General features: G+C 70.5%; 12 protein-coding genes. 7 read left to right on the top strand and 5 right to left on the bottom strand.

The window, feature by feature from the left end; translation table 11 throughout:
- Nucleotides 1-62: 62 nt before the first annotated feature.
- From Pla133_RS26765 to phoU, 5 genes are all read left to right on the top strand, one after another.
- On the top strand, nucleotides 63-2,972 hold the full coding sequence (locus Pla133_RS26765) for an ABC transporter permease subunit (protein ID WP_419191931.1): 2,910 nt from the start codon (nucleotides 63-65) through the stop codon (nucleotides 2,970-2,972).
- Nucleotides 2,969-4,792, top strand: coding sequence for a phosphate ABC transporter permease PstA (gene pstA, locus Pla133_RS24455; RefSeq protein ID WP_419191930.1), 1,824 nt, complete (start codon nucleotides 2,969-2,971; stop codon nucleotides 4,790-4,792). Before Pla133_RS26765 ends, pstA begins: the two co-directional genes overlap by 4 nt.
- 18 nt (nucleotides 4,793-4,810) lie before the next feature.
- Entirely contained in the window at nucleotides 4,811-5,716 is a 906-nt protein-coding gene (pstB, locus tag Pla133_RS24450; protein ID WP_419191929.1) for a phosphate ABC transporter ATP-binding protein PstB, read from the top strand.
- Nucleotides 5,717-5,882: 166 nt separating this feature from the next.
- Nucleotides 5,883-6,587 carry a hypothetical protein gene (locus tag Pla133_RS24445; RefSeq protein ID WP_145070265.1) on the top strand — a complete coding sequence of 235 codons (705 nt, stop codon included), beginning with the start codon at nucleotides 5,883-5,885 and terminating at the stop codon, nucleotides 6,585-6,587.
- Nucleotides 6,588-6,686: 99 nt separating this feature from the next.
- Entirely contained in the window at nucleotides 6,687-7,355 is a 669-nt protein-coding gene (gene phoU, locus Pla133_RS24440) for a phosphate signaling complex protein PhoU (RefSeq protein ID WP_145070263.1), read from the top strand.
- A 182-nt stretch (nucleotides 7,356-7,537) separates the two neighbouring features.
- Here the strand turns inward: phoU and Pla133_RS24435 are convergent, their stop codons facing one another.
- The 3 genes from Pla133_RS24435 to Pla133_RS24425 form a co-directional block, all read right to left on the bottom strand.
- Nucleotides 7,538-10,060: a sigma-70 family RNA polymerase sigma factor gene (locus tag Pla133_RS24435; protein ID WP_145070262.1), complete on the bottom strand. Its 2,523-nt coding sequence runs from the start codon at nucleotides 10,058-10,060 to the stop codon at nucleotides 7,538-7,540.
- A 286-nt stretch (nucleotides 10,061-10,346) separates the two neighbouring features.
- Nucleotides 10,347-11,288, bottom strand: coding sequence for a DUF547 domain-containing protein (locus Pla133_RS24430; protein WP_145070259.1), 942 nt, complete (start codon nucleotides 11,286-11,288; stop codon nucleotides 10,347-10,349).
- A gap of 63 nt (nucleotides 11,289-11,351) precedes the next feature.
- Nucleotides 11,352-13,157, bottom strand: coding sequence for a UbiD family decarboxylase (locus tag Pla133_RS24425; protein ID WP_145070257.1), 1,806 nt, complete (start codon nucleotides 13,155-13,157; stop codon nucleotides 11,352-11,354).
- A 204-nt stretch (nucleotides 13,158-13,361) separates the two neighbouring features.
- On the opposite strand from Pla133_RS24425, the gene Pla133_RS24420 reads away from it, so the two are divergent.
- Entirely contained in the window at nucleotides 13,362-15,158 is a 1,797-nt protein-coding gene (locus Pla133_RS24420; RefSeq protein WP_419191928.1) for a DUF1800 domain-containing protein, read from the top strand.
- A gap of 13 nt (nucleotides 15,159-15,171) precedes the next feature.
- The gene (locus tag Pla133_RS24415) at nucleotides 15,172-16,404 is read left to right on the top strand and encodes a DUF1501 domain-containing protein (protein ID WP_145070253.1); all 1,233 of its coding nucleotides are present in this window, start codon (nucleotides 15,172-15,174) and stop codon (nucleotides 16,402-16,404) included.
- Nucleotides 16,405-16,412: 8 nt separating this feature from the next.
- On the opposite strand, the gene Pla133_RS24410 is transcribed toward Pla133_RS24415, so the two are convergent.
- Both Pla133_RS24410 and Pla133_RS24405 read right to left on the bottom strand, forming a co-directional pair.
- Nucleotides 16,413-16,835, bottom strand: a complete 423-nt coding sequence (locus Pla133_RS24410; protein WP_419191927.1) for an NUDIX domain-containing protein — start codon at nucleotides 16,833-16,835, stop codon at nucleotides 16,413-16,415.
- A 126-nt stretch (nucleotides 16,836-16,961) separates the two neighbouring features.
- Entirely contained in the window at nucleotides 16,962-18,662 is a 1,701-nt protein-coding gene (locus Pla133_RS24405) for a hypothetical protein (RefSeq protein ID WP_145070249.1), read from the bottom strand.
- Nucleotides 18,663-18,695: the final 33 nt, after the last annotated feature.

Below are 18,695 nucleotides of genomic sequence, written 5' to 3'. Positions count from 1 at the left end.
GCGTTCCAGCGGCCGACCGCAGACTCCCCCCTCTGCCATCCACCGAGGTCACCCCCCAGACCATGTCGTCCGACTCGTTCACCGGTCGCGGCCCCCGCCGACAGACCCGCCGTGGCGTGATCGTCGCCGAGCGCATCGCGCGGCTCCTGATCTCGATCGGGGGGATCGGAACGATCCTGGCGGTTTCGCTGATCTTCTTCTTCCTGCTCTGGGTCGTCTTCCCGCTGTGGATGCCGGCCGAGATCGAGGCGGCGAGCGAGACGGCCCCGGCGGCCTTCGAGGCCCCCCTCGCCATGGGCCTGGACGAGAGCCAGGCGATCCGCTGGAGCCTGGGCGAGAACGGACAGTTGCGTTCCGAGCGCGCCGACGACGGGAGCCTGCTGGCCACCGCCGATGTGCTCTTGTTGGACGGGGCCGCGCCGACGGCGGTGGCGGTCGTTCCGGGCTCGGAGATGGTCGCCCTCGGTTACCCGGACGGACGCGCGCGCTTCGCCCTGATCGGCTTCCGCACCACGATCTTCACTGAGACGGATCGCGAGGACATCGACGCCGACGAGCTGGGTGAGGGCGTCGAGCCCATGCCCGACGACCTGCGCGACCTTCCCGTGGGCTCGCTGCGCGCCTACCGCGACGGCGTCGCGAACCGACTCGACCCGGTCAAGATCCGCTACCAGGTCCTCGACGTCCGCGTGCTCGACCCGCCGGTGGAGGTCAGCGGCGGCTCGCCGATCGTCCAGATCGACGCCTCCGGTCACCTCGCCTACGACGATGGCCAGTGGCGGCTCGAGTTCAAGTTCGCCGCGCTCACCGCCGCGGGCGACCTGATCGTCGGCGGGCTCGAGGAGAAGACCAGCTTCCTCACCGGCGAGACCTCCATCGTCACCGCTGCACGCACCGCGCCGGGCATCGTCCCCGAGGGCCAGGGTCGCGCGGTCGACCTGTTCCTGACCGACCTCGGCGACCACGTCCTCGTGGTGTGGGCCGACGGCACGGCGCTGCACTATCTGGACCGCGACGGCAGCCTGGCCCTCGAGGAGCGCCTGGACCTGGTGGAGAAGCCCGGCGCGACGGTCACGGCCAGCGCACCGCTGATCGGCAAGAACACGCTCATGGTCGGCGACAGCCTGGGCCGCGTCGGCGCCTGGTTCGCCGCGCGGGGCGACGCCAAGGCCCAGAAGCGTGACCTGGCCGCGGCCCAGCGCGCCTACCAAACGGCGATCTACGAGCTGCGCGACCGCCTGGAGCGGGCCGGCGTGCCGCCCCACGAGCTGCCCTTCGGCGGCGTCGAGGAGGAGGAGCTGCCGCCCGAGATCCGCGCGCACCTGGACGCGGACGAGTTGGCTTGGGCCGAGGACGAGCTCGCCCTGCTGCGCGAGCTGAGCCCGCCCATCGGCGCCGCGCGCCAGGCCCTGATGGCCGCTGACCGCCAGGCCTTCGTGCGCGGCCACCTGCTCGACAGCCCGGGCGGCGCGGCGCCCAGCGTGATCGTCTCTTCACCCAAGTCGCGCCTGACTGCTGTGGGGACCCAGACCGGACAGGTGGGCCTGATCCAGGTCACAAGCGGTCGCCTGCTCGGGTCGGTCAAGGTCTCCAACGGGCCCGTCACGGTGCTCACGATCAGCCCCAAGGAGAGCGTGCTGTTCGGCGTCGCCGACTCGCGGACCTTCCGGGTCGACATCGACCCCGGCCACCCCGCAGTCAGCCTGGCCACGCTCTTCGCCCCGATCTGGTACGAAAGCGCCCCGGGTCCCGAGCACACCTGGCAGTCCACCGGTGGCACCGACGCCTTCGAGCCCAAGCTGGGCCTGATGCCGCTGATCTTCGGCACGATCAAGGCGACGATCTACTCGATGATCTTCGGCGCGCCCCTGGCGCTGCTCGCCGCCCTCTATTCGAGCGAGTTCCTCAAGCCGCGCCTGCGCGCCACGCTCAAGTCGATCATCGAGCTGATGGCCAGCCTGCCCAGCGTCGTGCTCGGCTTCCTGGCCGCTCTGGTGATCGCGCCCTACGTGCAAGAGGTGCTGCCCGGCGTGCTGGGCTTCTTCTTCGCCCTACCCTTCGCGCTCGTTCTGGGCGCGAACATCTGGCAGCTCCTGCCCCGTCGCCGCGCGATCCTGTGGAGCGGTTGGCAGCGCTTCACGGCCATCTTCGTCGCGATCCCCGTGGCCGTGTGGGCCGCCGGCGTGATCGGTCCGGCGCTCGAGGGGATCTTCTTCGCAGGCGACATGCAGCTGTGGCTCGACGGCCAGGTCGGCGAGAGCGGCATGGGTGGCTGGCTGCTGCTGTTCCTGCCCGTCTCGGCTCTGATCGTGGCCTTCTCCATGGGCCGCTGGGTCAACCCCTGGTTGCGCGGTCGCAGTCGGGACTGGGGTCACGGCGCCGTCACCCGTGCGGAGCTGGGCAAGTTCCTCGCCGCGGCGGTGGTGACGCTGCTTCTGACCTTCGGCCTGTCCTTCGCGGTGAGTGGGGCCGGTTTCGACCCCCGCGGCGGTTACGTGGACACCTATGTCCAGCGCAACGCCCTGGTGGTTGGCTTCGTGATGGGCTTCGCGGTCATCCCGATCATCTACACCCTGGCGGAGGACGCCCTCTCGAGCGTGCCCTCGCACCTGCGCCTGGCCTCCCTGGGCGCGGGAGCGACCCAGTGGCAGACTGCCGTGCGCGTGATCGTCCCCACGGCCATGTCGGGCCTCTTCTCGGCGGTCATGATCGGTCTGGGACGCGCGGTGGGCGAGACCATGATCGTGCTCATGGCCGCGGGCAACACGGCGGTCATGGACTGGAACATCTTCAACGGCTTCCGGACGCTCTCCGCCAACATCGCCGTCGAGCTGCCCGAAGCCGCCCGTGACACGACCCACTACCGGGTGCTGTTCCTGGCGGCCTTCACGCTCTTCGTGATGACCTTCGTGCTGAACACCTTCGCCGAGGTCGTGCGCCTCCGTTACCGCAAGAGGGCCTTCGAACTGTGAGCGTCGGAACCCCGGTCGATCCTGGCCTGTCCTCGGGCGCCGCCAAGCGCGGCTCCAAAGCCCCCGGCGCTCGGCGTGGCCGCGCCCACTCGGTCGTGGCCGACGGCCAGCCGATGATCTGGCTCAGCGGCGGCGCCCTGGCCATCGGCCTGATCATGATCATCGGCCTCCTGGGGCTGGTGCTGTTCCAGGGGCTGAGCACCTTCTGGCCCAGGTCGGTGGTGGAGCTGACCACCGCCCGCGGCGAGACGTTCATGGGCCAGGTCGCCGAATTCGACCTCTACGAGCCCCAGGAGTACGAGTTCGCGAATCTGCCCGGGGCGCTCGCGGATGTGGCCCACGCCGAGGCCAACACGCGGGGTGGCGAGGTCTCACGCTGGCAACTGCGCACCGGCAACTACGAGGACACCGACACCCACTTCGACTGGATCAGTCAGCTCTCGATCCTCCCCGCCGGCGCCGAGAGCGACGAGCGCACGGCCCTGGCCGACTTCGAGAGCGCGGTCACGTTCCCGGAGTGGGCCGTCGTCGTCGAGCGCATCGAGAAGGGGCGCTTCTACGGCATTCCGGCGGCTTTCCTCGAGGGCGACCAGGTCCTGGCCACCGACCCGGCCGAGATCTGGGGGCTCTTCGAGCAGCACCACGACGAGGTGCGCGACCTCTTCGCCGAGAAGCGCGAGGTCGAGAAGGAGGGCATCGGCGCCGTCAACCGCCGCATCGAACGCGCGCGCCTCGAGGCCAAGTCCGTGGAGCTCGAACGCGGTGTCGAGTCGCCCGAGACCGCCGCCGCTTGGCAGCGCTACGAGTCCGAGCTGCTGGTCATGGAAGGCGAGATCGCCGAGCTGACCGAGGAGCGCCAGCGAATCGAGGACCTCGGCACCCGCTACCAGGTCCGCTTCGACACCGCCTACGGAACCCCGCGCACCCTGGTGCTGTGGGACATCGTGCGGGCCTTTCCTGCCAACCGCATCGGCTTCGCGGACAAGCTCGGCATCTACCTCTCGCGCTGGAACGAGTTCCTGCGCGGTGACCCGCGCGAGGCCAACAGCGAGGGCGGCGTGTTCCCGGCGATCTTCGGCACGGTGATCATGACCCTGATCATGTCCATCGCCGTGGTGCCCTTCGGCGTGCTCGCCGCCCTGTACCTGCGCGAATACGCCAAGCCCGGTCCCCTGGTCAGCACCGTCCGTATCGCCGTCAACAACCTGGCCGGTGTGCCCAGCATCGTCTTCGGAGTCTTCGGCCTGGGCTTCTTCTGCTACATCTTCGGCGCCTCGATCGACCAGCTCTTCTTCGCCGAGCGCCTGCCCAACCCGACCTACGGCACCGGCGGCATCCTGTGGGCCTCGCTGACCCTGGCTCTGTTGACCCTGCCGGTGGTGATCGTCGCCACCGAGGAAGCGGTCGCGGCGGTCCCGGGCTCCATGCGCGAGGGCTCCTACGCCTGTGGTGCCACCAAGTGGCAGACCATCTCTCGCATCGTCCTGCCGCGGGCCCTGCCGGGCATCATGACCGGCATGATCCTGGCCATCGCCCGCGGCGCCGGTGAGGTCGCGCCCCTGATGCTGGTCGGGGCGGTCAAGTTGGCCCCCGAGCTGCCCCTCGACGGCGTCTTCCCCTACGTCCACCCCGAGCGCAGTTTCATGCACCTGGGGTTCCACATCTTCGATCTGGGCTTCCAGAGCCAGAACAGCGAGGCGGCCAAGCCGATGGTCTTCACGACTACCCTGCTGCTGATCGGCATCGTCGTCATGCTCAATGTCGTGGCGATCTGGATTCGGTCCCACCTGCGCCGCAAGTTCGTTTCCGGCCACATCTGATAGGGAAGGGCCGCGTCCATGAGTCAGATCCGAACCGACGTCAAACACTCCGCGTACACCGCGGGTGGAGCCGGAGTCATGTCTTCGAGAGTTCAGCGAGAGGGTGTCTTCGAGGCGATCAAGCGCGGGGACGCCTTCGCAACCGAGACGCACCCGGCGATCCAGCGCGAGGAGATCGTCCTCGGCATCGACAAGTTCAAGTTGTGGTACGGGACCGCCCAGGCCCTGTGGGACGTGTCGATGAAGATCCCGCGCGGCAAGGTGACTTCGCTGATCGGTCCCTCGGGCTGCGGCAAGTCGACGCTCCTGCGTTGCGTCAACCGCATGAACGACCTGATCGACTCGGTTCGGGTCGACGGCGAGATGACCCTCAACGGTGATCCGATCTACGGCGCCGAGGTCGACGTGATCGAGCTCCGCAAGCGCATCGGGATGGTCTTCCAGAAGCCCAACCCCTTCCCGATGAGCATTTTCGAGAACGTCGTCTACCCCCTGCGGATCGACGGCGAACGCAATCGCGGAGTGCTAGAAGAGGTGTGCGAGCGCTCCCTGCGCGGCGCCGGGCTGTGGGAAGAGGCCAAGGATCGGCTGGACCAGAGCGCCCTGGCCATGTCCGGCGGTCAGCAACAGCGCCTATGCATCGCGCGGGCCATCGCGGCCGAGCCGGAAGTGCTGTTGCTCGACGAGCCCTGCTCCGCCCTCGACCCGATCGCCACCGGGCGCATCGAAGAGCTGATCGACGAGCTCAAGGGCTCCTACTCGATCCTGATCGTGACTCACAACATGCAGCAGGCGTCGCGCACCAGCGACTTCACCGCATTCATGTACCTCGGCCGACTGGTCGAGTACGGCCCCACCGAACAGATCTTCTTGCAGCCGCGGCTGAAGGAGACCGAGGACTATGTTACTGGCCGCTTCGGCTGACGCCGAATCGAGCGCGTCACCGGCCGCTTCGACGGACTTGGGATCGGGCCTGACAGCGCCCGCTTCAGCAAACGTAGAACCGACCATCTCGCCGGCAGACCTGAACCATCCCGACCGGCTCGGTCGGGCAAGCCTTACATCGCGAATTCTCAGCACCCAGAATCCCGTGCAGAACAACTCCGCAGCCCTTCGTCTCTCGCTCGCCGCCCTGGTCCTGGCCGGCGCGGCGGCCTGCTCCTCGACTCCGGCCGACGGCGCTCACACCGCTCACAGCGAGCACGGCTCCTCGGCTCCGGCGGCCGAGGTCGTCGCCGGCATCCCGATCAAGCCGGGCTTCGCCATCCGCGAGGGAGAGAGCGGCTTCCCCTGGGTCTTCTTCGCGGGCAGCGACGAGCTGCATGCCTTCGACGCGGGCGACGAGCCTGGCGAGAACGTGACCGTGTTCGTGGGCGGAGTGGGCGTGCGCTCGACCGAGAAGTCGACGATCCGGGCCTACGCCGCCACCCGCGAGGGCTACGTCGCCCGCATCGCCGGCGACTTCACTTGGATCTTCCCCGCCGGCTCGGCGGACCTGGCGGCCTTCGACCGCGACGGCGAGCCGAACGAGCAGGCGACCATGTACCTGGGCGGCAAACCCTTCCGCTCCACCCACCTGGAGACCCTGCGGGCCTACGAGCAGACGGCCACGGGCTTCGTCGTGCGCGAGGGCGAGGACGGCTTCACCTGGGTCTTCCGGGCGGGTTCGCCGGAGTTGGCGGCCTTTGACGGAGGTGATGTACCCGCCGAGAACTCCACGCTCTTCATCAACGGGAAGGGCTACCGTTCGGCGGAGCTGGACGACCTGCGCGCCTACCAGGCGGCCCGCAACTGATCGGGACGCCGGCCCGGCCTGATCCGGTCGCCCCTCGGGTCGCCGGCCGGTATGGGCTATAGTCGCCCCCGATAAGGCCTCCCGCGGCGTACAACCACCATGTCCAACCACCTCCACGCCGACCTCGAGAAGCTCGAGAAGCGGCTGCTCTACCTCGCGGCCCAGGTCGAGGATTCCGTCCGCAAGGCGATCACGGCCCTGCTCGAGCGCAAGCAGGACCTGGCCCTGGACGTGGTGGCGGGTGACCGCGAGATCGACGAGCGCGAGGTCGAGCTGGAGGAGGACTGCCTCAAGCTCCTGGCCCTGCACCAGCCGGTGGCCACGGACCTGCGCTTCATCGCGGCGGTGCTCAAGATCGACAACGACCTGGAGCGCATCGGCGACCTGGCCGTCTCGATCGCCAAGCGCGCCGCCTTCCTGACCACCGCACCGCCCTTCCCGGTGCCGCACCAGATGAAGGCCATGATGGAGCAGGCGGTGGACATGCTGCGCAAGTCCCTCGACGCCTTCGTGGGCGGCGACGTGGTCAAGGCCCAGGAAGTGCTCGAGGCCGACGACGCCATCGACAAGCTCCACAAGGAGATCGGTCGCGAGGTCATCGCCGCCATGGAGAGCAACTCCGAGTCGGTCGAGCCCGGGATGCAGCTCTTCTCGGTCTCCAAGGCCCTCGAGCGCATCGCCGACCACGCCACCAACATCGCCGAGGACGTGGTCTACATGGTCGACGGCGCGATCATCCGACACGGTCTGGGCGTCGATCCGGTCTGAGGGACGCACGCTGGCGCGGGGCGTACGGTGGCGGGATCATTGGGCGTACGGTGGCGGGATCATTTGTCCCACGGGAGGGGCCATCGCCGGCTTTGCCGGCGATGGCCCCCCTCCCGTGGGACAAATGATCCCGCCACCGTACGCCCCGGTGATGCCGGTTCGAACGGCATTCACCGGCGGGACTACCGAGCACCCAAGTCCCAGGCGGGCAGCTCGACGGGCGTCGCGGCGGAGACCGTCAGCGGCCGCGCAGCGAGCCGCTCGCCCCAAGGCCGCTCCACGCGCAGCTCGAACTCTCCCGCACCGAGGGGCGGCAGGGTGAAGGCCCCCGCGTCGTCCACGGCGGCCTCGAGCATCCGTCGGCCGTCGCTGCCGAGCAGGTCAGCGGCCAGCCCCGGGGGCAGCACCGGCATCGCGATGACGGTCAAGCTGCGCGGATCGTCGACACCGCTCAACCTCCCCGAGAAGCGCAGGGCGGGGTAGCGCAAGTCCATCGCTTGGGACGCCTCCCCGCTCAGCTCGACGGCGGGCAGGATCGCCATCAGTACCTCGTCCATGTGGTCGTCGATGGCCGGCCCGAGCAGCACCACGTACCTGCCTGCCCGCAGGTCGGTGGCGCGGTACTGCAGCCCCTCCGGAGCCCCACGCACCCAAGTACCGTCGGCTCCGTGGGAGAGGAAGTAGGGCACCACGGCCCCGGGCGGGTCGACCACGCCTGTGACGGTGCCGGTGACCGTCACTTGGTCCGAGTTCCCCAGGGCGAGCTCGAGCTCCAGCGGGACCCCGGCCTCGATCTCCAACGAGCGGCGGACGACGGCGTTCTCGTCGGCGTCGTTGCGGTCTCTCAAAGCGTGGATCATGTAGCCGCCAGGGCGGAGATGCTCGAACACCGCGACGCCGTCGGGGCCTGTCGTCGCGCGTTCGTCCAAGGGACCGTCGTAGTCCACGTAGGCGTTCGAACTCGAGCGCAGCAGCAAGTGCCCGCCCGCCACGTTGTTGCCCGCGCCATCGACCAGTCTTACGCGGAGGGAAGCGCGGCGGACCATCGGCACCTCGATCGGTCCCGATCCATCGAAGGACAGGCTCGCGGGCTCGTAATGGGGGTGGTTCGCGATCACCACGCCGCGCGGGCCTCCCTCGTCGAAGGCGATGCGAAAGTGCCCGTCGAGCATCGACTGGACCTGGCGCTCGGTCTGGATCGCTTCGGACTCGTCGACAAGGCCGAGCAGCTCGATTCGCGCCCCGGCCACCGGCTGCAGAGTCTGCGCGTCGATCACCCGGCCCGTGGCCAGCACCGCGCCCGGCGCGCGTTCTGGGCCGTCGAGGTCGACCTCGAACTGTAGTTGGATCGGCTGCCCCTGCATCGGCGTGACAACCTGCTCGAGCTCGACGGTTCGCACGGCGCCGGCGAGCAGCTCCACCCGCACGACCATCGGCAGACCCGCGGCGAACTCCACCTCACCGGCCGCGAGGCCGTCGAGGGTCTCCATTCGTAACCCCTCCAGGTACTGGTCCGCGTCCGGCAGGGCCCCGAAGTTGGTCGAGCAGCGCAGCGTGAAGCGCGGCACCGTCTCGCCACTGGACAGGTTCGTCACCCTGATCTCGATCGGCGCCCGGTGCAGGGGCGTCACCCGCAGCTGCGTCGGTTCGTCCGGCCCGGTGGGCGCGCGCATCCGCAACCCGATGTAGCCGTCGGCCTGGGCGCGCAGCGTCGGCCAGTCGTCGTCGGCTGCCAGGGGCCATTCGAACGTCCCGTCCGCACCGCTCGTGGCCGAGAGCTCGGAGACCGTGCCGCCCTGGACCTCGTGGAACGAGCGGATCGCGACCCCGGCGACCGTGGCGCCGTCCAGGTCCGTCACCCGGCCGCGAACGACGCGATCGAGTGCAGCGACCTCTTCGCGAGCGGTGGGCGCAGAGCTCGCGACCGCCACCGCCGCCGACGGAGCGACGCCCGACGATGTCGACAATGTCACCGGACCCAGCTCCTCGCCTGCGCCGGGGACTTCGACCGGTGGTGTCGGATTCCAGGCGTACAACCCGCCTCCAGCGACGACGACGAGGAGGGCGGAGGCGACGGCGGCTTTCAGCGGATGCGACACGATCAAGGCTCCCATGACGGTGGTCTTCAAGCTCGAGAGCAGCGTCGCCCCGCCGCGATCCATCGCGGCGAGCGGGATCAGTCCCAGGCACCAACGTCGACGGTCGCCCCCGTGCAGCGCGTCCAGGTCGCGGCGCATCCGATCCATGGCCCGCGCGTGGCGGGTGTTCACGGTGTTCACGGGCACCCCCAGGTGCTCCGCGATGGCGGCCGGCTTCAGGTCCTCGAAGTAGCGCAGCAGCACGACCTCGCGGTAGGGCTCGGGCAGTCGCCCGATGCGCTCCGCGAGCAAGCCCTGCAGCTCCGCGCGCTCGCTCAACTCCGCGGTCGAGGGGATCGCCTCGCCCCGCGCAGCGTCGCGCTCGCGCGCGGACCTGCGCCCAGCGGTGCGCCGTCCGACCAACGCCTTGTTGCGCACGACCGTCGCCAGCCAGGCTCCCAACGGGACCCCCTGGCGCGGCGGCCGCGCAAGGGCCGCAGCCCAGGCCTCCTGAACCACGTCATCGGCGAAGTCGGAGTCGAGCACCAGGCGCTTGGCCAGGGCTCGCATCCAGTCTGCGTGCTCCAGGAGTTCGGACGGGTCGATCGTGCGTGCGGTGGTATCCATGGCTGCTCTCGAATGGACCTCTCCGGGGAGCTCGAGAGCGACTCAGGATTCTCGCGGGAATCTGGAGCTACGGGGTGGCATGGGCGTAGGGCGGCGGGACGTCCGGTGGCGGGATCATTGGGCGTACGGTGGCGGGATCATTTGTCCCACGGGGGGGGGCCATCGCCGGCTTTGCCGGCGATGGCCCCCCGCCCGTGGGACAAATGATCCCGCCACCGTACGCCCAATGATCCCGCCACCGTACGCCCCGCGCCACCGCACGTCCCGCCAGCGTTCCTCTACCGAGTCAGCGCTGGGTCCCGTCCTCGCGCGGCACTGCGTTCAACGACCAGTCGTAGTCCAGGTACACGATCGTGGCGGCCGCCACCCAGGCGCGGTGCTGGGGCGGTCCGTGCAGCGCCAGCCAGGCGTTGACCGAGCCGGCCTCGCGTTCGAAGTCCGCCGCGAACCACTCGAAGATCTTCGACAGGCGCGCGGTGTGCGTGATCGCGTCGAAGCGATTGCGACTCTCGTCGGCGAGGAACCTGGCCATCTGGTCGTCGAGCTGCTCGTCCAGCTCGCTGCCGCGGAAGGCCTCCGCGCGCAGGGGCGGGCAGCTCACCGAGGCGCAGTTGACGGCCACGTGTACCCGCGCGTCCTCGAAGCGCGGGCGCAGGATCTGGTGTTCCAGTTGGTCGAGGGAGAGCAGCTCACCGGCGCCCTCCAGGTGTCGCCCGAGGGGAATGAAGGCGCGCTTCCAGACCGGCAGCTCTTCGGTCGAGAGGTCTTCGATGCTCTCGAGGGGCAGGTTGCTCGCGACCAACGAGACGGTGTAGGCGTTGTAGGCGTTGATGAAGAAGGCGAAGCGGTCGGACTCCTTCCACTGGGCCAGCTCCTTCGGCGTCACCGCAGCCAGGCTCGCCAGGTAGGCGTTCAAGGCGCTCGGGTCCTTCGTCACGGCGCGGTAGTCGAAGCGGTCCCCGCGCAGATGCTCGGCGAGGATCTCCGTCCAGGCCCGGTGGGTCAGGTCGAAGCTCTGCGCTTGGGGCTCTTGGGTCCCCGTCTCCTGCTGCCGCGCCGCCGCGGTCGCAACGGAGCCGGATAGCGCCCAGGTGACGCTAGCGAGTTCGGCTCGATCGGAGCCCGCACTTGCGAGGCCGGAGCTCGAGAGAACAGCACTTGCGAAGGCCGTGGCGGCGAGGGCGGCGCTCAGGGCACCGCGAAGGGGACGTCGGGCGAGTGTGGTCATGGTCGATGTCTTTGCGGTTGCCCACGTGCGTACGGCCGCGAAGCCTCTCCCGTGACGATTGCTTCAGTCCAAGTGCCCGCGGTCCGAATCGCCCATCTCGACCCCGCCCGCGGGGAAATACTCGCTCCAGCGCCGGTCGACCAGGGCCGCCGTGTCCGGGTCGCAGAACAGCTCTTCGGGGTACCAGGCCTTCATGCGCGCGTCGATCACGATCGGCGGCGTCATCGCCGGGTGGTTGTGAACCAACTCGACCCCGGCCGCGCGAATGTCGGCACTCGGGTTGAAGCGTGTGAAGGTGGTCCACAGGAAGTTCACCGCCGAGCGCGCCGCGCGGCGCGCGTCGTCGGTCAGGACCAACAGCGGCCAATCGGCGAACGCCGGATCGCGCGCGATGCGCTCGGAGATCTCGGGCGCCTCAACGTGTGGCGGCACCTCGACGCACAGGGCGCCCGGGCAGAAGACCTCCACCCGCCGCACGGGCTGGGCGGGCGCTCCCGTGAACTCCGACCGCAGGTCGCGGATCTTCTCGCCGGTCCCCAAGAGCACGCCCTTGCCGCCCTCGTTGACCCGTGGCCCCGCGTAGTCCAGCGAGTCCATCGACAGGTTCGCGAACAGGAACAGGTCGGTGCGGAAGTCGGCCCGCTCGAGGATGCAGGTCAAGGTCGCGCGGAAGTCGCGCAGGTCCACCGGGCGATCGGTGACCAGCAGGAACTTGGTCAGCGAGAGTTGTCCCTCGCCGAGGATGCGGAAGGCGCTGGCCATGGACTCGCGCCGATAGCGCTCCTCGACCACCGCCGCCGACAGGGAGTGGTAGCCGGTCTCGCCGTAGGACCACAGGTCGCGCACCGCCGGCATGACCACAGGGAACAGGGGCGAGAGCAGCTCCTGCAGGAAGTCGCCGATGTAGAAGTCCTCCTGGCGCGGCTTGCCGACCACCGTCGCGGGCCAGATCGGATCGCGCCGGCGCGCCAGGGCCTTGACCCGCACCAGGGGATAGTCGTGCACCTCGGAGTAGTAGCCGTAGTGGTCGCCGAAGGGACCCTCCGGATGGCGCTCGCCCGGTCGCACCTCGCCCAGGATCGCGAACTCGGCGTCGGCCAAGAGCGGCACGTCGGCCACGGGGTTGCGCGCCAGCTTCAGCCGCCTGCCGAGCACGAGGCTGCCGAGCAGCAGCTCGGGCACGTTCTCGGGCAGGGGCGCGATCGCCGCCAGGATCGCGGCCGGCGGCCCACCGACGTTGATCACCACCGGCAGCGGGCGACCCAGTCGCTCGGCCTCGGCCAGGTGGAAGCCGCCGCCCTTGCCGATCTGCATGTGCAGGCCCGTGGTGTCGGGGCCGAAGATCTGCACCCGGTACATGCCGAGGTTCGGGCCGCCGGTCTCGGGGTGCTGGGTCGCGACGAGGGGCAGGGTCACGAAGGGACCGCCGTCCCGGGCCCAGGTCCGCAGGGCCGGCAGTCGCTCGAGCTGAGGCGAAGACTCGACGACCTCTGTCACCGGCCCGCGCCGCCGGCGCGAGAGCCCGACCTTGGCCAGGTCGAGGGCCAGACCGCGCTGGGCCCACAGCCGGGCGGGCGTGGGCGGCATCAGCTCCTCGGGCAGCTTGGCCAGGCGCGCGATCAGCTCCTGGGGCCGCCGGCCAAAGGCGCGCTCGACCCGCGCCGCGGTACCGAACAGGTTCGTGACCAGGGGGAAGGGCTTGCCCTCCACGCAGCGAAAGAGGAGCGCGGGGCCCCCGGCCGCGATCACGCGCCGGTGGATCTCCGCCGCCTCCAGGTCGCTGCTCACGGGCGCCTGGATCTCGACCAGCTCCCCATTCTCCCGGAGCGTGTCGAGGAAGGCGCGCAGGTCTTGGGGAGCAGCTGTCACGGGGCGATGGCGGTGGGCGGCGTTCGAGGCGGGCCCGCGGCCGGAGCGGCGGGCGAGGGTGGCGGCGATGACCGCGGAGGCGAAGATGGTGCCGAGGACCGCCGGCCACAAGCACTCGCGGCCGGCGAATCGCCACAGAACCGACGCCGTCCCGATCGGTTCAGTTCGGAGTCCGACCCCAGATCGCCCTCGAACACGACAGCCATGCTCGATCGCCCCCGTGCCCGCCGTCGCCTCGCCCGCCGAGCTGCATGTCTGACCGCCGCGGCGGCGATCCTGCTGCCCGGCACGGGCCTGGCCGGGATGGCCGCGACCCAGGACATCCTGCCGGAGCTGGTCTTCGACGCGCGGGCGGCCGAGCACCTCCTGAACCGCGCCGGCTTCGGAGCCAGCTCCGAGGAGGTCGACGCGGCCGTGGAGCGCGGCCTCGTGGCCACGGTGGACCTGCTCCTGGCCGGTCCCGATCGGCCGCGGGACCCCTTCTTCGCCGAGCGCGTCTCCTACCGCAACGTCGACCCGGTCCGTCGCCGCGCCGAGCTCGAGGCCCTGGCCGGCCGCGATCTGGACGAGCTGACCGACGAGGAGCGCGACGACGTCGCCCGCGAGTGGCGCCGCAAGGCCATCCGCACGGACCAGGCGCAGTTGATCGCCTACACCGAGTGGTGGCTCGACGGGCTGTTGCGCGGCGAGGACCCCCTGCGCGATCGCCTGACCCTGTTCTGGATGGGCTACTTCACCAGCTCACAGGAGGACGTGAAGGACTCCCACGAGATGATCCTGCAGCACCGCCTGCTGCGCGGGCAGGCCCTGGGCTCCTTCGGCGAGCTGCTGCGCGGCATCGCGCGCGATCCGGCGATGCTCGAGTACCTCGACAACGACGACAACAAGGCCGAGAGCCCCAACGAGAACTTCGCCCGCGAGCTGCTCGAGCTGTTCACCCTCGGCGAGGGGCACTACACCGAGGCCGACGTGATCGACGCCGCGCGCGCCTTCACCGGCTGGACCGACCGCCGCGGCGAGTTCCGTTTTCGCAACAGTCGCCACGATCGCGGCAAGAAGCGCTTCCTCGGGCGCGAGGGCAAATTCGACGGGGACGACATCCTCGAGATTCTGCACGAGGAGCCACGCACGGCGAGCTACGTGTGCGAGCGGCTGATCGAGTTCCTGGAGGGGACCGAAGCGAGCCCCGAGCGCGCCGAGCGCTACGCGCAGATCCTGCGCGAGAACGACCTCGAGCTCCGACCGGTGGTTCGCGCGCTGCTGCTCGATCCCGATTTCTACCGCGACGAGGTCGTGGGCAACCGCATCGCCGGTCCGGTGGACCTGTTGGTCGGCGCGACCCAACGTGTGGGCGTCGACCCGCCCTCGCGGCTCGTGGCCGCCGGCTGTCGCGTGCTCGGTCAACGGATCTTCTACCCGCCCAACGTGAAGGGGTGGGAGGGCAACGAGGGTTGGATCACCACCTCGAGCTTCATGCAGCGCGGCAACTTGGCCGGGGTGCTCTTGGGAGTCGTCGCGGTGGGTGAGCTGCTGGACGAGCCGGCGGACGAGTACGAGGCCGCCATGGGCTCCTCGACGATGGACGGCGACATGAGCGGCGACGAGGACGGCGCGTCGCGCGGCCCCCGCGGCGCGCGTCTGCGCGATCGCGTCATGGACCGCATCGGCGAGCGCTTCGACAACCTGCCCCAGAACCCTGCCCTGCGCGACCTGACGCGCACCGAGAGCATCGGGTGGACGCCGCGCTACTACCTGGCCGCGCGCCTGGACCGCGTCGGCGCCGCCGACGACGAGGCGGTGGTCGATTGGCTCTTGGACGAGCTGCTCGCGACCCGGGTCGGACCGGCCACCCGCGCCGAGGTACTGGGCCTGTTCAGCGGCCAACGGGAAGAGCTGTCCCTGCAAGAGGGCCCGTGGGTCGAGGCCGGCCCCGACGTCGAGCACCTCCTACGACGCACCGCCCACGTGATCCTGTCCCTGCCCGAAGCCCAACTCCACTGAGCCCCCGCGAACCATGGATCGACGCTCACTGCTGCTCGGATCGGCCGGCCTCTTCGGCGGACTGGCCCTCTCGTCGGCCCACGCCAGGCCGGGCGGACTCGTACGCTTGGCCGGCTCCCTCGGCGCGCGCCGCGAAACGTCGCCGGCACGCCTGGTGCTGGTCGGCCTCTCCGGCGGCAACGACGGCCTGAATACGGTCATCCCCCTCGAGAACGACGCCTATCGGCGCGCCCGGCCCAAGCTCTCGGCCGCGGCCGACGACGCGCGTGCGATCGGCGACGGCTTCGGCTTCCACGCTTCCCTCGAGGGTCTGCACCGGCACTTCATGGAGGGCCGCGTGGCCCTGGTGCACGGGGTCGGCTACCCGGACCCGAACCTCTCGCACTTCAAGTCCACCGACATCTGGCAGACGGCCCGGGCCAGCGGTCGCCTCTCGGGGCCCGGTTGGATCGGCCGGCTGTGCCAAGCCCTGCACGGCGCCCAGGCCCACGCCGAGCGGGTCGTGCACGTGGGCACGGCCCTGCCCTACGCCCTGTACTCGAGCCTGCACCCGGCGGTGGCCTTCGCCGCACCCCGCGACTACCGCTTCGCCCGCCACGGTGACGATGCGGCGCGGGTCGGCGCCGGCGGCATGGACCACGCGGGCGGCGAGGTCTCACGCCTGGAGTTCCTGCGCGAGGTCATGCGCGACGCCCACAGCTCGTCGGACGCGGTGCGGCGCGCGATCGGCAACCACGCCACGCGCGTCGAGTTCCCCGACTCGCCCCTGGGCACGTCCCTGGCGATCGTGAGCGCGCTGATCGAATCGGACCTGGGCTGCGAGGTGCTGTCGGTCGAGCTGAGCGGCTTCGACACCCACAACAACCAGCTCTCCCGCCAGCGCAGCAACCTGTCGGAGCTGGACGGCGCCCTGGCGGCCTTCTTGGACGAGCTGGAGCAGATGCCCGGCGCGCGGCGCACGGCCGTGCTGGTCTCGAGCGAGTTCGGCCGCCGCGTGGGGGAGAACGCCTCGGGCGGCACCGACCACGGCACCGCGGCGCCGGTCCTGGTCTGCGGCCCGGCCGTGCGCGGCGGCCAGTTCGGTCGCGCACCGTCGCTGACCAAGCTCGACGACCGCGAGAACCTGATCCACACCACGGACTTCCGCCGCGTCTACGCGAGCGTGGTCGAGGACCTGTTCGGCGCGCCGAGCGAGCCGGTGCTCGGCGGCAGCTACGAGCCGCTGAAGCTGATCGCCAAGGCCTGAGGCGACGCTCAGGCCGCCGCCAGCAGCGTGTGCAGCCTCACCAGCGCCGCCCGATCGGCTTCGAACTCGAGGGCCGGGAAGGCCTCTTCCATCGACTCCCAACGGTAGGCCGCCCAGGTGCGGTCCAGGACCAGCTCGCGGGCCACGTCCTGCGCCCGCACCGCGTAGGTCCACTCCACCGTGTGCTCGTCGCCGAGCAGGTGGTTGGTCTGCATCTGCAGGTCGATCACCTCGCCCACCCGCGCGATGCCGATGTCCTGGACCACCTCGCGCTGCACCGCGGTCTCGAGCTTCTCGCCGAAGCCGATCGGCCCGTGCAGGGGCGTCCAGAAGGACTCCGGACCCAGGGTCCGGCGCAGCAGCAGGTAGTCGGGCCTTCGCTCGCGGAAGCTGAAGACGAAGACCCGGACGCGGTGGTGGAGATCGGTCATGGGGTGAGGACTCGCGCTCGCGGGACGGGAAGTCCCATTTGCTCCCCAGAGCGGGATTGGGGCCGAAACGGAACGCGGACCCGCTCCGGAGTCCATCGACCGCCGGTGGGGGGGCGACTCCAGCGGCTATTCGAAGACCGCTTCGAGGTCGCTCGCACGGGCCCTGGGGAAGCGCTGGAGGGCCCTCAGGATCCGTTTCAGTGCCGGTTCGGGCCCTAGGGTCGCCTTCCAGCGATCCCACAGGGCCTCCAGCTCCAGGGCGTGGAGGATCCCCATGCCGCGACGCGGCTCGGCCCGGATCGCGTCCAACTCCCCGCGCGCGGTCCAATCGTCCCAGCCCGTGTGGACGCGCAGGGTCGCCAGAACGTCCTCGGGTCGCTGGCCCCGGGCGTGGAGCTGGAGGCTGGCCAGGGTCCGGGCCGCCGCCTCCCGGCGCAGGCGGCCCAGCTCGTCCACCAGCGGCGCCTGGCTCACGATGCGGCCCCCCTCGCGGTCGGCCTTGACCAACCAGCGGGCGGCGAACAGCCCCCAGCCCTCGATACCGAGGGGGTCGGTGAAGGTCGCCAGGTCCTCGCGCCCGACCTCGCCGTTCTTCGCGAGCCAGCCCTCGCCCGGCGAGCCGAAGACCAGGGCCGCGGCCGCGATCGAGCCGGGGGCCAGGGCCCGGTCGCGCTGGTCGCGGGCCTCACTGGGCCAGGATGGACCCGCGGGGATCAGGGCCAGCTCCCACTCGGCGCCCGACCGTGGACGCCCGACCAGCGCCGGGCCCAGGGGCTGGTCGAGGTAGCTGATCCCGACGCTGACCTCGGGACCCTCGAGCTCGAGCAACTCCAGGGCGGCGGCCACGGACTCGCCCACGCGCGTGGCGGTGTTGACGACGAGTTGGGCGTCGGCGACGGTCGCGGCGGCGGCCGAGGGGCGATGGCTGCGCGGGCCGGAGGCGATCACCCCCGACAGCATCACTTCGAGCTCGGCGAGTTCGATCGAGCGACCCGCCGCGAGCTGGGCCTGGGCCTGCCAGCCGCCCGGGCCGATCAAGGCCTCGCCGATCGGGCGCGGCTCCGCCTCGTCGAGCCAGCGGGCGAAGGCCTCGGCCGCGCGACGTCCGCGGCGGGTGGCCTCGCCCAATGCCGTCAGCGCCTCGCCCTCGAGCCCCGAGCGCGAGGCGCGGTCGACGATCGCCGGATCGAGGGCGCGAGCGAGGGATCGCGCGGTGCTCGCTCCGTGAGCCGTGAACTCCGGTCGCAGGCGCGTGAGCTGCTCCTGGGCTGCGAGCAAGGCCGCCGGGATGCGATCGAGCTCGACGGTGTAGGCCTGCCAGACCTCGACCGCGGCGCCCCGCGGCGGCGCGGGCTCGATGCGCTCTTCGAGACGCTCCACGTGCCAAGAGGGGTCGAGTCGCCAGCGTCGCCGTTCGGAACGCGCCATCTCCGCCTGGCACCAGCGTCGCAACCACGCGAACTCCACCCGCGGCCCGGGGGCAAGGCGGTTGGACGGTTGGGCGCGCATCCAGTTGTCCGCGCGCTCGAGCGCGGTGCGCCAGGCGAGCTCGATCTCGCCCAGGTTGTCGATCGCCGGTGCGGCCACGAGCTGCGCGTGCATCGCGGCCAGAGCCTCGATCTCGTTGGGGGCCACGTCGGCGGGCGGCGGCGCGGCTTCGCTCTCAGCCGGAGCCTTCGGCACGGGCTTCCCCTTCGCCGGCGGTGTTTGGCCCGCACTCGGCTGCTCGGCGGGGCCAGCGTTGGGCCGCGGCTTGGCTCCCTGCCTGCCGCCGCCGATCAGGGCGAGGGTCGCGAGCACGATTGCGGTCAGATGGAGCGGTGACATGGGGGCCGTGGCGGCTCCTATGCTATCGACCGC

The sequence above is a fragment of the Engelhardtia mirabilis genome, from assembly GCF_007748095.1.
Classification (GTDB): domain Bacteria; phylum Planctomycetota; class UBA1135; order UBA1135.
Note: the sequence above shows the minus strand (reverse complement) of the source record. Positions and strands in the feature narration are given on the sequence as shown.